This window comes from Allokutzneria albata, from assembly GCF_900103775.1.
In the GTDB taxonomy this organism is placed as follows: domain Bacteria; phylum Actinomycetota; class Actinomycetes; order Mycobacteriales; family Pseudonocardiaceae; genus Allokutzneria; species Allokutzneria albata.
Map to the genome: position 1 here is coordinate 5,143,534 of NZ_LT629701.1, position 12,726 is coordinate 5,156,259.

10 protein-coding genes are annotated in these 12,726 nt (G+C 64.3%); 6 read left to right on the forward strand and 4 right to left on the reverse strand.

The window, feature by feature from the left end; genetic code table 11:
- The first annotated feature begins 1 nt into the window (after nt 1).
- The 3 genes from BLT28_RS22900 to BLT28_RS22910 all read left to right on the forward strand — a co-directional run bounded on the left by BLT28_RS22900 (nt 2) and on the right by BLT28_RS22910 (nt 4,934).
- On the forward strand, nt 2-3,064 hold the full coding sequence (locus tag BLT28_RS22900; protein ID WP_030433557.1) for a type I restriction endonuclease subunit R: 3,063 nt from the start codon (nt 2-4) through the stop codon (nt 3,062-3,064).
- Between the two features lie 142 nt (nt 3,065-3,206).
- Nucleotides 3,207-4,493, forward strand: coding sequence for a GNAT family N-acetyltransferase (locus tag BLT28_RS22905; RefSeq protein WP_030433556.1), 1,287 nt, complete (start codon nt 3,207-3,209; stop codon nt 4,491-4,493).
- A 120-nt stretch (nt 4,494-4,613) separates the two neighbouring features.
- A complete protein-coding gene (locus tag BLT28_RS22910) occupies nt 4,614-4,934 on the forward strand; it encodes a hypothetical protein (RefSeq protein WP_030433555.1) in 321 nt (106 codons plus the stop codon).
- Nucleotides 4,935-5,292: 358 nt separating this feature from the next.
- Here the strand turns inward: BLT28_RS22910 and BLT28_RS22915 are convergent, their stop codons facing one another.
- Nucleotides 5,293-6,072, reverse strand: coding sequence for a transposase family protein (locus BLT28_RS22915; RefSeq protein ID WP_081900891.1), 780 nt, complete (start codon nt 6,070-6,072; stop codon nt 5,293-5,295).
- A gap of 1,242 nt (nt 6,073-7,314) precedes the next feature.
- Nucleotides 7,315-7,767, reverse strand: coding sequence for a helix-turn-helix domain-containing protein (locus BLT28_RS40370; RefSeq protein ID WP_156051661.1), 453 nt, complete (start codon nt 7,765-7,767; stop codon nt 7,315-7,317).
- A 432-nt stretch (nt 7,768-8,199) separates the two neighbouring features.
- Here BLT28_RS40370 and BLT28_RS22925 point away from each other — a divergent pair, with 432 nt between their 5' ends.
- Together BLT28_RS22925 and BLT28_RS40375 are read left to right on the forward strand one after the other, a co-directional pair.
- Nucleotides 8,200-8,433, forward strand: coding sequence for a DUF397 domain-containing protein (locus BLT28_RS22925; protein ID WP_231950882.1), 234 nt, complete (start codon nt 8,200-8,202; stop codon nt 8,431-8,433).
- Nucleotides 8,434-8,565: 132 nt separating this feature from the next.
- On the forward strand, nt 8,566-9,456 hold the full coding sequence (locus tag BLT28_RS40375; protein WP_156051659.1) for a helix-turn-helix domain-containing protein: 891 nt from the start codon (nt 8,566-8,568) through the stop codon (nt 9,454-9,456).
- Nucleotides 9,457-9,978: 522 nt separating this feature from the next.
- Here BLT28_RS40375 and BLT28_RS22935 read toward each other — a convergent pair.
- Nucleotides 9,979-10,326, reverse strand: coding sequence for a histone-like nucleoid-structuring protein Lsr2 (locus tag BLT28_RS22935; protein WP_030432699.1), 348 nt, complete (start codon nt 10,324-10,326; stop codon nt 9,979-9,981).
- A 243-nt stretch (nt 10,327-10,569) separates the two neighbouring features.
- Nucleotides 10,570-11,127: a hypothetical protein gene (locus BLT28_RS22940; protein ID WP_156051657.1), complete on the reverse strand. Its 558-nt coding sequence runs from the start codon at nt 11,125-11,127 to the stop codon at nt 10,570-10,572.
- Nucleotides 11,128-11,451: 324 nt separating this feature from the next.
- Here BLT28_RS22940 and BLT28_RS42580 point away from each other — a divergent pair, with 324 nt between their 5' ends.
- Nucleotides 11,452-12,711 carry a NucA/NucB deoxyribonuclease domain-containing protein gene (locus BLT28_RS42580; RefSeq protein WP_030432697.1) on the forward strand — a complete coding sequence of 420 codons (1,260 nt, stop codon included), beginning with the start codon at nt 11,452-11,454 and terminating at the stop codon, nt 12,709-12,711.
- The last annotated feature ends 15 nt before the right edge of the window (nt 12,712-12,726 follow it).

Consider the following 12,726-nt stretch of genomic DNA (forward strand, 5'->3'; position numbering starts at 1 on the left):
CATGGGCTTCACTGAGGCAAGCACGATCCAGACCTCGCTTCTCGACTGGGCGGAGGACGCGGGTTGGGAGCATGTCCCCGGCATCGTCCTGCCTCGGGACGAGCACGATGTCGTCATCGAGTCGTGGGCCCGCGAGGCGCTTCTCGCCCTAAACCCGGACCTTGCCGAGGACCCGGAGTCGGCCGACATGGTCCTGTTCGAAATCAACCAGGCGATCCTCGATGCCCAGAACGGGCTTGTGGCGGCCAATGAGCGGCTCACTGTCATGCTGCGGGGCGATCATTCGTTCGTGACTGTCGACGGCAAGCACGTGCCGCGGCGGCTCATCGACTTTGACGACCTCGACAACAATCGGCTGGTCGTCGCCGATGAGGTCACGATCACGGGGGCGGTGAAGCCGCGGCGCATGGACGTCGTCTACTACGTCAACGGCTTCCCGCTGGTCGTGGTCGAGACGAAGACGCCGGTGAAGAAGCAGGTGTCGTGGGTCAACGCGGCGAAGGACATCTACGGCACCTACGAGGTCGAGTACCCGCAGTTCTTCGCCACCAATGTCTTCAACGTCGCCACCGAAGGCCTCGACTTCCGCATGGCTCCGATCCGGTGCTACCCGGACCCGGACTCAGAGATCTGGGCGAAGTGGGGCTCGACGACGGACGACCCGAAGTTGACCGGGCCAGCTCGTGTCGAACGCGCCGCCCGGCTGTTGCTTACGCCGCGGGTGATCCTGGCGATTTTGAAGGACTTTGCGATGTATCGGCATGCCCGGGACGCCTCCGAACAGGACGTGAAGTTCCTGCCGCGGTACCCGCAGTTCGAGGCCGCCCTGGCGATCCACGCGAAGGTCCTCGCCGGCCGACCAGGCGGGCTGATCTGGCATCACCAGGGATCCGGGAAGACCGAACTGATGGCGTTCACCGCCTCACGTCTGCTGCGTGATCCGAGGGTCGGCTCGCCGACCGTCATCGTCATCGCCGACCGCAAGGACCTCGTCCGGCAGACGGCGGAGATGTTCGAGACGGCCGGGATGCCGCGCATGTCCGTGCCAGCGACCAAGCGGGAGCTCTGGAAGACCCTGAAGCGTGACGAGCCCGGGGTCGTCATCACCACCGTTCACAAGTTCGCGGAGGCCGGTCACCTCAACGACCGGTCGAACATCATCGTGCTGGTGGACGAGGCCCACCGCACGCAGGAAGGCAAGTTCGGCAGGGCGTGGCGGGCAGCGGTGCCGAACGCGAAGTTCTTCGGCGCGACCGGGACCGCGATCAAGGACAAGGACCGCTCCACCTTCACGTTGTTCGGTGACCCGGACGATCCCGACCTCGTCATGAGCCGCTACACGATGGAGCACTCGATCGTCGACGGGTTCACCAAGCCGGTGATCGTCGAGGGACGCTCCGTGGGGTTCGATCTGAACAAGGAGGATCTGGACGAGGCGTTCGAGGAACTGGCCGAGCAGGAAGGCCTGGACGAGGACGAGAAGGTCTACCTGTCCGGCAAGGCCTCCCACATCGAGATCGTGCTCTCCAAGGCGGAGCGGATTGCGGCCGTCTGCGCCGACATCGTCGAGCACTACCTGAACTACGTCGCGCCGCTTGGCCAGAAGGCGCAGGTCGTTGCCTACAACCAGCGGCTCGTCGTTGCCTACGCGAAGGCCATCGAGGCGGAGTTGAAGCGTCGCGGCCCGGTCGCTCGGATGCCCGACGGGCAGGAACGCGAGGTCGGCGTTGTGATGCACGTCGTCGACTCCAAGAACACTCCCTCCGTGTTGAAGCGGTACCTGCTCACCGACGAGCAGGAGGAGAAACTGAAGCGGCGCTTCAAGAAGGTCGAGGACCCGCTCTGCTTCGTCGTGGTGACCGCGAAGTGGATGACCGGCTTCAACGCACCCATCGAGGGAGTGCTGTATCTCGACAAGCCGCTGAAGGCCGCGAACCTGTTCCAGACGATCACGCGGCCCAACCGTCCGTGGAAGAACCCCGTCACCGGACAGCGCAAGGACTACGGCCGCGTCGTCGATTATATCGGCCTGGCCAAAGCGATCGGTGAAGCGCTGGTCGGCCCGAAGCCCACGTCCGGGGAGCCGGACGAACTCCACATCGTCGACGTCTCGCAGTTGGTCGCCAAGTTCACGGGCGAGTTGACCACACTCGACGCGATGTTCGCGGGCATCGACAAGACCGACTCCGGCTTCGCCTCCCTGGCGCAGGCGCACGAGCGGATCAAGGACGGCACCCGGCAGCGTGACGCCTTCGTCGAGGCGTTCGTCTCGATCCAGACGGTGTGGGAATTCCTCGACCCGAACCCGATGCTCGCCCCGTTCAAAGGCACCTACTACTGGCTCGCGAAGGTCTACGAGTCGATCCGCCCCAAGGACGTGTCCAAGACCTTCCTGTGGGAGCGACTCGGCGCCAAGACACAGGACCTCATCCACGACCACATGAGCAACGTGACCGTGCGCGCGAACCGGACGAAGAACGTCACGCTCGACGCGGCCGGTCTCGAGCTGATCAAAAGGATCGCCGAGCAGTTGACGATCCCGGAGAGCGAGTCGCCGGATGCGAAGCCGGGCGATGTCTACCAGGAAGTCCTGGACAGCATCGAGAGCCGCCTCAGGCGCCGCCTGGAAGAGGCCGACAGCCCGGTCTACCAAAGCCTCGCCGCACGCATCGAGAAGCTGCGGCAGAAGGCCATCACCAGCGTCGAGGAGTCCCTGGCGTTCCTGGAACAGGCACTGCAGATCGCCCAGGACGTCGTCGCGGCCGACCGGGCAGCCCAGGAAGGCCGCCTTGAGGAGCTGGAGCCCCTCGTCGACCCCAAGCGCGGTGCGCTCACCCAGATCGTCGAGGAGAACACCCCTCCGGGCCTGCACAAGATCGTGCCGGACATCGTCTCCAGGATCGACTCGATCGTCCTGGAAGTCGCCTACACCGGATGGACCGACAGCGACGCCGGAGACAAGAAAGTCCGCAAAGAACTGCGGGCCACCTTGAAGAGCTTCGGACTCCCCGTGACGGGCGAGCTGTTCACCAAGACCTACGAGTACGTGAGAGAGAACTACTGACGACCGTGATCACCCGGGTCGACGGCTCCACCGTTCAGAGCGACTCCGGCACGACCGAGGCATTACATGCCACGCTGACCTCCGGTGCGGCAGGTCCCCTCGGAGCCCGTGCATCCGGTGCTCACACCACGGCAGGAGTGCAGTGACGACGAGCGAGTCCCAGCGACGTACGGCGCTGCAGAAGGTACTCAAGCGCATCGTTCCGCCCGAGCAGCAGGCCCTGCCCTCAGGGCACTCCACCATCGAGACGATCCTGGAGATGACCAGCTCGCGTCGGACCGCCCGGCAGGGCACCACCAGCCTGGTGCTCCTGGGCAGAAAATGTGCCCAACTGGAAGACGATCCCTGGCCCTCCGACCCCATGCAATCCGGCCGCACTCCGGAGAACTGCCGCTGGTTGTCCGCGCTCGCCTGGCACGGCCTGGCCAGAACGGTCCGAGCCGGCAACCGCACAGCTTCCACCTTCGGAACACTCGGCGAGAGCCAGACGACCCTGGAGTACTGGTCCACGCCGGTGTGGCGACCGGACACGGCCGCGGTCACCCTGGCAGTCCTGGACCTGCTGACAACCGGAAATCCCGCGGTGGCTCGCTGGTACCTGGAAACCACGAGCTGCGGCGCGGTCTGTCAACACCACCATCCCGATGGACAAGCGACCGCAGAAGGCACGCTGCAGGCACCGGAGTGGGCCTCGATGCCCGAGCTCGTCCACGATCTCGGAGCAGCGCCCCCGGCCCCGCGCCGAGCGCGGGCGTCCGCTCGCCCACCGCGCGCCGCCCGCACGGCCCCGGCGAACCGGCAGCCCGGTGTGGAGTTCGTGGCGTCCACCGACAGCGTGGACCGGGACTTCCGATGCCCGTGCGGCTGGAACGAGCGCGGCGAGCAGCACCCGAGGCGTCACCTCGAGTGGAGCAACGGCATCCCGACCCCGACGGCAGTGGCTGCCCACTGGCCCCAGGACACGGCGATCGCCGTGGTCCCGACCACCGCGCCCGCCGTATGGCGGCAGGCGGCCTACCGCATGGCACAACTCGCCCAGCGCGACGGGGGCTACGACATGGTTTCCTTCCCCTACCCGGGCGGGCGAGGACAACAGGATGACGCGAACACCCGAGCCGTGCTCTACCGGTGCGACAACCGGATCGTCGGCTACCTCGCGGTGCACGACGAACCCAGCGCGGCGCAACTGAACTTCGCCGACGGACACCTCGACACCACCACCGCCGAGAACATTCGCCCGACCGTCGGGTTGGTGTTCGTCCCGCTGCACTGGCGCCGCCGCGGCATCGCCACCGCTCTCGTGCGCGCTGCCGCCGACCATGCGGCGTGCGCACCGGCGGAGTTGGCGTGGTCGCTGCCGTTCAGCAACCACGGCCGCGCCCTGGCACAGACCGTCGCCGCGGGCAGTGGGCGCGTCTGGGTCGCCTGATCCGTTCGCAGCCCCGGAACGGTTACTCGGCAAGGGATCGGTCCGCGAAGGTGAGCAGTAGCCGAGGAGGGAGTGGAGCAGTGAACATGTCCGCGCCGCCGGGCAGGGGGGCCTGCGGGCGTGCCGATCCCGCAGCGCTGTGCGCACCTGCCCGTCAATCCTCGTGGCTACCCGGTCATCGCCACCGTCGGTCGCGATGAGGACACCGTCGACTTCGGGACCGTTTCCGAGCACCGCAAGCTCATGCTGGCGACCTTCGACCTCTGCGGAGTGTGCGGCCTGCCGTTCGGCGAGGAACTGCGACGGCAGGTCGGCTTCCGGCCCGAAGCAGTGGAGATCACGAGCGGCATCGAGGCCGCGGAGGCGCCGGTCCACGAATCTGCGCCCTGTACTCCAGGTGTGCCCGTTCGTATCCTCCCCATACGCGCGCCTGGGCGATGAGTACCGCAAGGGCGCCCGGCGGCCCGAGCAAGTGGTCCTCGCCGCTTACACCCGTACCGAGCAGCTCTGTGTTCGGCCGTCACCGTGGCAGCCCGGGACGAAGATCCTGACGAACCCAGTCGCGATCCCGGTGACGACTAGACCATGACCTTTAAGCACGATGCGGTGTGGCGCTCGGTGGCAGGAGGACCACCTGCCACCGAGCGGCAGCGGGCGGATCAGCCTCGCGAGCCTGTTGACCGTGGAGCGGCTGCTCGGTGCAACACCTCGAGCGGAATGCGGCAGCCCAACGGGAGCGCTGTGCTCGCTAAGGGATGTCTCGTAACTGATCTTGGTGTTGGTGTTGGTGGGCTTGGGGTCAGCCGGTGAGAGCGAGGTTGTGGAGGTGTGCGATTCCGGATGCGGTGTCGGCCAGGGTGTGGGCGGCGCGGCGGTAGTCGCGCAGGATCTTCCAGCACTTCATGCGGGCCAGGGCGTGTTCGGCGCGGGCGCGGATACTGCGGTGGACGGTGTTGAGGTCTTCCTTCCAGTCCGGCAGGTCAGCACCGTCCCGAGGTTTGCGGTACGGCATGATCACCTCGGGGTTGCCTTGATAGCCGCCGTCGGCCATCACCGGGCGGCCAGCCAGGGCCTGTTTCATGCCGGAGTCGCGGTAGACGGTGCAGTCGTTGCGGTTACCGGGTTGCGGGTCGCCGGTGGCGATCACGAGACGGGTGTCGGCGTCGATCGCCACCTGAAGATTGGTCGAGTACCGGTAGTTCTTCGATCGCGCGGCCAGCCGGTGATCACGAGTGGGCACAAGGGTTCCATCGACGATGGCGATCTGGTCGATCCGCCGGCGACGTACCGGGGCCAGCGCCAGCAGCGGCCCGAGGCTGTCGATCACCCGGTGTGCCGCGGAGTGCGAGACCCCGAACAACGGCCCGATCTGGCGCATCGTCAGGTTCGTCCGCCAGTAGGTCGCCACCAACAGAACCCGATCGGCCAGCGGGAGCCGCCACTGGCGGCCAGGACGCCCGTCAGCGATCTCGTCACCACCTCGCCGGGCCACAACGCGCACGAGCTTGCGGAACTGCCCGGGCTCCAAGCCCGTGAACGGTGCGATCCACTCCGACCGCGATGCCGAGATCACCTGCACCCGACCATGATCGACGATCAGCCCGCGACACCCGTTACCGGGTTACGAGACATCCCTTAGAACGGGCTCGCCCCTCCAGAAACTCTGGCGACGGATGCGGTTTCACTCGGCTCATACCTGCAATCACCTAGTGAGGCCGCCGTAGCCACACGTCGATCCCGTCAGCGCGACACGTCTTTGGAGGTCGCTCTGACCAAGACGAATAGCTGGTGCGTCTTAGTTGAGAAGGGACAGTGAGCAGCCCATAAGCAGCGGCGTGTCTTTCATGCACGGTACAGGCATACTGTCAGACCACGGTGTCGACTCGCGACATATAGGCGAATGCCGAACTGTGAGTTGCCCCAGTATCGCGCACGCACCCGTGCTCGTTACTTATGCAACGGCCATGAACCTATCCGGACAGCACTGCATGGGATAGGCATTTGCCCTATCTCGTTGCCCGCAGGCGCCCGACCATATGGGTACGACACAGTCTCGAATCACCAGCATCCAAGTGCGAGCGGGGAGCTGATAGCCGATCGGGTGCCAGATCATCCGAAGGCTATCGCGAGAACTCACTCAGCGTTCAACCCGCGACCCACTCACCACAAGTTGATCTTCCCGATGGGGGTACCCTGCGCACGCCCGACAACGGAGAGCTGAAAGCCTGAATCTGTATTAGTTGACTTCGCTAAGGAATGACTCACCGTGTTTGCGCTGGTGAGAAGGGCGCCCGCGAGAAAGGGTCAAGATTGACATCGCAGCAACTTGCACAATGACGGCAGCCGCGTTCTAATGAGAGGGAAGCTCGAGTCATGAATCCGCGCTTGGTAGTACGGCCCCCTGGCGGACACCAGGGGGCCGCAGTCATAACCCGCAGTTGTCAATCCCCTTAATGAAAGACAACGCTAGAGGATGATACGAGACGAGTATCCCGCGCCGCTACGCAAGGACGGGTATTACCCGCGACCTGCGATAACGTCGATCTCCGATGACAGCGCGCACCCAGTCACACACGAATGGAGTAGCGTCGGGTGGAATTCTGAGGGACACCCGGTCCTTCTCCGCACAACGAGTGAGATCATCGCGACGCATTCGTTAGCTGTCGGCCGACGGCAGCGGGTCGTGATCGCCTCGGCCGGTATGCGGCGATGGAGAGCAGCCGGAGGCGTGCTCGCGAGTGGGATTGCCAGTCTGCTCGCGTGGACTGCCTCTGCAGGTCTGCCACATACGGCGGCCGAGGCGAGCAGACCGGCCGTTCAGCTACGAGCGATCCCTCCAGTTGCCCCCGGGGTTGCGCAGCGACACGTCCGCGTCAAGGAGCGCGGTCCGGATCGCGTAGTAGGTGTATCCGGTCTTCATCGACAGTGCGCGGATCCCCAAGCCTGCCCGGTACTCGGTGACCATCTTGGCCACTTGCGCCGGATTGGGGCGTTTGTCCGCGTCGTCGAGCCCACCGAGCAGGCGTCGAATGGTGCGTTCACCGAGCCCGGTTCGGCGCATCAGCTCGGATATCGTCCGCCCTTGAGCGACATGGGCGGCTAGGCAGTGTGCGACGTCGTCGTCGGAGTCATAGAGGCACACCGACGCGTCGTTGGTGATTCCGGCCTCACGCAGGAGACGACGGACCGTTGCAGGCCGTCGATCTACACGCGCTGCAAGATCCTGGATCACACGTTCGCCCTCGTGGAACCGCTTGGCCAGGTCGTCAGCCACCTTGCGTCGGCTGGCTCCGCGCAGGGCCGCTGTGTCGTCTTTCACTCCTCACTCACCGCTTTTCACGCTCGTATCGGCCGATTTGACTGGACAGATCGAGAGACGAAGCGGGTTTAGGAGCTGTTGACCTGAGGACGTGAAGCTTGGTCACTGAAGCACGGAAAGGGTAACCGAGTGTAAACGAGCGTTGTATCAATTGGAGCAATGCTGATATTTTTGGGGCTACCATCTGGTGCCATCACGTCAGTGCGTACCTCCTATCGATACGGCGTGACACCTTAGAAGTAATTGACGCGAGCGAAGCGAAGCGCGATCCGCTTCAGCGTCGCCCAGCAGTGCTTCACACTATCGATTTCGCGGGCTTGCAATGCCCCTGAGACTAGCTCAGGCTTAAACGCGATGTCCAGCAGGGCATAGCAATCGGGGGTGATCATGGAAAAGACATATGACCCGTTGACAGCCGCCTCGCTGTTCTCTAGGGAGGGTTGGCAGCAGGCTGCGGCGTGCACGTCGGCCGGCGACAACTGCGTGCAATGGGCACGCAGTCCAGCGGGTATGACCGGAATTCGCGATGGCGCACTCGCGTCCAGCCCGGTTCTTGTCTTTACTCGCGAAGAGTGGGGAGCATTTGTGGCGGCGATACGCCGCGGAGAGGTCGACTTCTGAGGTTAACGTCGTATTGAGGTCCGGCACGACAGGAAGAGGCAGGGCGGATCGTCCGCACGCCGGTGCGATCCGCCCTGCGCGACCAGCTTCCCTGACGGCCCGATGGTCTCTCACTAGTGCCGGGAGAGCATCTTGTCGGATGACGACATCAAGAACTGGTCGGAACTAGACCGGTTCAATATTCCCATTCTGGGACGCCGCTTGAAGCAGCACCGCAAGGCCTTAAGCATTTCCGGAAGTCAGATCAGTCGATCGGAGTTGGCGCAACTGAACAACAGTCAGGCTGACTCTTATGGCAAGATCGAGCGTGGCGAAAGGAAGATCACCGAAGACCACCTTCGGAAGGTGATGGCCCGACTGAAGCTCAATGAGGAAGAGTGCTCGCTTCTCTGGCGACTTCGCTTCCCCCTCATACCTCGGAACGACTGGTCAGGCGAGCTTCGGCACATCGCAAATCATTTCCGGGTTCCTGCTGAGCAGGAGTGGCACGCCAGGCGCATCATCGGTTGCCATGAAGTTCGTCTTCCTGGCGTGCTGCACGATGTGGCTTTCATGCGCCAACAGTTCATGTCGGATCCCGCCAACACTCCGGAGATGATCGAAGCGCGGGTGAAGCACCGCCTGGAGCGCCGCGGCACGCTCACCAAGCGGCCCGCCATCGAGCACCACTACATCATTTGTGAGCCAACGCTGGACAACGTGTGTCGGCTGCCCGATTCCGACATATCGAGGGCACAGCTCCTTTTCTTGATCGACTCAATCAAGAAATACGAGAACCTGACAGTTCAGCTTCTTCCCGCCCGATGCGGCGCTCCGGATCGTAGCAAGGATCAGATGATCTACCTCTTCAAAGAGGATGTAGGAAACTTTGTTTACTATGAAACGGGGCCGAACAGCATCTGTTGCCCGGAGCGCGAGAAGGTGGCTGGCGCACTGGATTTCGCGGAGACGCTTGCCTCGCTAGCGCTTTCCCCCGAGGACACCCTGGGCTGCATCCTGGACTTGTTCCACGGTCTCCGCTGAATTCAGGCCTGGGTTTCGTTGCCATGCAGTCGAGCACGTAATCTGTTGGCAGGCCAGCTAGCCAGAATTACAGGCGGCTGGCTGCTCACAACTCCACTGCTTCAAGCGCCTCGATGCTCTCGCGTTCGGCTCGCCACGCCCGTCTCCGCCCAGCAGCGCGCCTGGGCGGAGACGGGTACGTCATCCGAGCCACGCCCGGGGTTCACCACCGTGCGCTTCTTTGTGGACGTAGGAGGCGTTTCCCCGCGACCGGGAGCGCTCGGTCGCCACCGCACTGCGCGGTCGTGTAGTTGTCGGGCGGTTGGTGCGACGTTCCGGCATGGCCCTCCCGGTGCCCTCCTCATCGAGTAGACGCTCAGCACTGCCATGCGAATCGGCCCTGACCAGCCCGCGCTCGGCAATCGTTGACGGGGGGCGGCGAGCTGTATGACCGGACACCCTGGTCGAGCGCGCACAATCTCTTGGTGGGCAGATGTCGCCCGGCGTCGTTGACGGATAAGGGGCGCCTGGTGAACGTAGCTGCTAGACGGTGTGCGCGGCCTCGAAGGCCTCGATGACGGTGCTGGGGATGCGGCCGCGGTCAGAGACTTGATGTCCGTTGGCCTTGGCCCAGTCGCGGATCGCCTTGGTTTCTTCCTTGCTTCGCCCCGCCGAAGCCGGGCGCACGCTCCTACCGCGCATGGCACGGCCGCCGATGCGGCGTGCCGCCTCCACGAAGGGGGCGAGTGCCTGGCGCAGGGTGTCGGAGTTCTTGTCGCTGAGGTCGATCTCGTAGGTCACCCCGTCGAGGGCGAACTCGATCCGGGAAATGTCCTCGGAAGGAGTGCCGTCGAGGTCATCAATCAACTGCACGATCGTGCGCTGGGCCATGCTCGTTCTCCTAGGAATAGGACAAGGTGAGATGAAGGCGTTCACGGCGACGGTACCAACCGTGAATCAGCAATGCGCACTGGGTTTAACCAACGAGATCCCAGCGTGAGGAGAATGTCACCACCAGCCGCGCGAGCTTCTACCACGCCAGTTGCAGGCGGGGACCTGATCGGGCGTCATCGAAGCTTCAGCAATCGGCTGCAGGCGAAGCGCGCGATACCGGGAAAGAGCTGCCGACACCCCTTACATGTCACCGGTCACGCGCGACAAAACACGCAGACGCAGTGCGAGGAGCACGGAGACTGCAATAACTGCCGCGAGTCCGATCCACCATCCCCACGCGGTGCCAACGGTGAGATGGCCATCGTCGTAGGTGAGCAGCTGGTCGCGCACCATCCACGACTGCGCGATGTGATTCTCTGGCATCGGGCCGTCAGTAAACGACATGGACCACTCGAAGCGGCGGGTACCAGGCAATGAGGACAACGGGCTACCGCGCTCGGCGACGAGCATGACCGCCGCCAGCACGATGCAGGCAAATGCTGCGACCGTGGCCAACAAGGGTCGACAGCCGCTGCGCCAGGACCACCACGCCCACGCCGTTGCCGCGGCAGCGGCGAGCAGGAGCGCCAGCGTCCATATGGTAGAGACCTGCCACGCTGAGACGGTCGCCGTGCGCTGCCCGTGCGCAGTGCCCTCGCTGTAGGTCCAGCGCACACTCCACCACGGTAGGAAACCGGTCACGAGCACGAGCAGTCCCATAAGACTGATCCGTTGCTCCGCTGCCAGTGACCGTGCCACGCCATCGAGCATAACGAGCGCACCTGCTCCGATAGTCACCCATTCGGGGACCTTCCGGGTTTGTGGGCATCCGGTAGTACGCGCGAAACAATACACGACCGCGAGCAAAGTTGATCAAATGTTGGCGGAGGCGCGGGTGAATGCTCGCGCAAGAACTTTGATCAGCCGGACGGGCTCGTCCGTCTTTCGGTCTATTGCCTTGCGAGTCCTTCGCTTCTAGCGTCACCGGTCGGCACGTTGCCGTATCAAACCAGGGGGGTTTGCATGCGACGGTTGTCGCGGTTAATGCTGCCTGCATTTCTTGTGTGTGGGCTCGTTGCGTCCTTGACCTCAGCCGGTGTTGCCGCGCCGGCACCGAAGCACCGGGTCGAGAAGTCGTTCACGTGGGTGCACACGCCACCGGCGATCGACCAGGTGCCGTCCCGGGCGCACCTGTCCGTGGCGGAGTTGGAGAAACAACTCGCCGGCCCGCGTCCGTACTCCTACACCGCGAAGGCCACGGACTACCTGCAGCCGGAGGAGCCCGCGGCGGCGGCTTCGGTGGTCCCGGACCCGATCACCATCGAGCAGTGCCGGGCGGAGATCGAGAGCCGCCCGGGGCAGCAGGTGTTCTACCGCAACCGGTTCAACTACTGCTTCGTCGGCTACGCGAAGATCGCCGTACGTGAGTGCCGCCCGGTGTGTGAGGACCGCGGCTTCCTCGAGTTCCGGGTGACCGCGGTCTTCTACGGCACCCGCGGGGTCCGTGAGGACGGCGCCACGGAGATGCGGTTCAAGTTCGCCACCGACCGCGGACGCGTGCAGGATGTGGCGCCACCGGACTGGGACATCGTCGCGTTCATGGTCGACTGCCGCCCCATCGAAACCGAGTCCTGCGACCAAGACCCGGCGAGCGATGTCACCGAGATCGGCACCCTGCGCACCGGAACCTTCGTCTCGAAGGAACTCAAGCTCTCCGACCGCACGCCCGGCGTCGCGGGCCGGGATGTGAAGAACTACTACGAGCTCAACCTGAGCCTGAAGTGGGGCTTCGAGGGCCTCGCCGGCCCGAAGTTCGTCACCCGCTGCGACAAGACCAACTACGAGGACAAGGGCGGCTGCGTCTTCATGGACGTCGCACCCCGGCTCGGCTACTCGCGCAGCGTCACCGAATGGTCGGAGTTCATCAAGCACATCGAAGACGCCCAATCCGGCGACATCACCCGCACCGTCCCAGGTCTGCCCGGCACCGAGATCCCCGGCAGCCGCGCCTCCACCAAGCAGCTCACCCGCCTGCCCTGCACCTACGACTCAGCGCGGTGCAACCGCAACAACTATCACGCGGTGAAAACCTGCAAGGCCACCTGGGGCGAGGACTACGCCACCAACGCCGGCTACCCGCGCGAGTGCGACGAATACCCCTTCAAATCCACCTACGAAGGCGCGGACTACAACAACTCCGAAGGCATCAGCAGCAAGTGGTCCTACTCCGCCCGCGCCATGCGCAACACCCACAACAACCTCGCCGGCCGAGCCCTCGGCTCCTGGTACCGCGAAGACCACCTCATCGACCGCGACGGCTTCTGGGTCGACCTCATCCCCTAACCGACGGCTGTACCC

Coding starts and splice junctions, on each gene's coding strand:
- BLT28_RS22900 (WP_030433557.1), top strand. CDS start 2: ATGGGCTTCACTGAGGCAAGCACGATCCAGACCTCGCTTCTCGACTGG.
- BLT28_RS22925 (WP_231950882.1), top strand. CDS start 8,200: ATGGAAAAGACATATGACCCGTTGACAGCCGCCTCGCTGTTCTCTAGG.
- BLT28_RS22935 (WP_030432699.1), bottom strand. CDS start 10,326: ATGGCCCAGCGCACGATCGTGCAGTTGATTGATGACCTCGACGGCACT.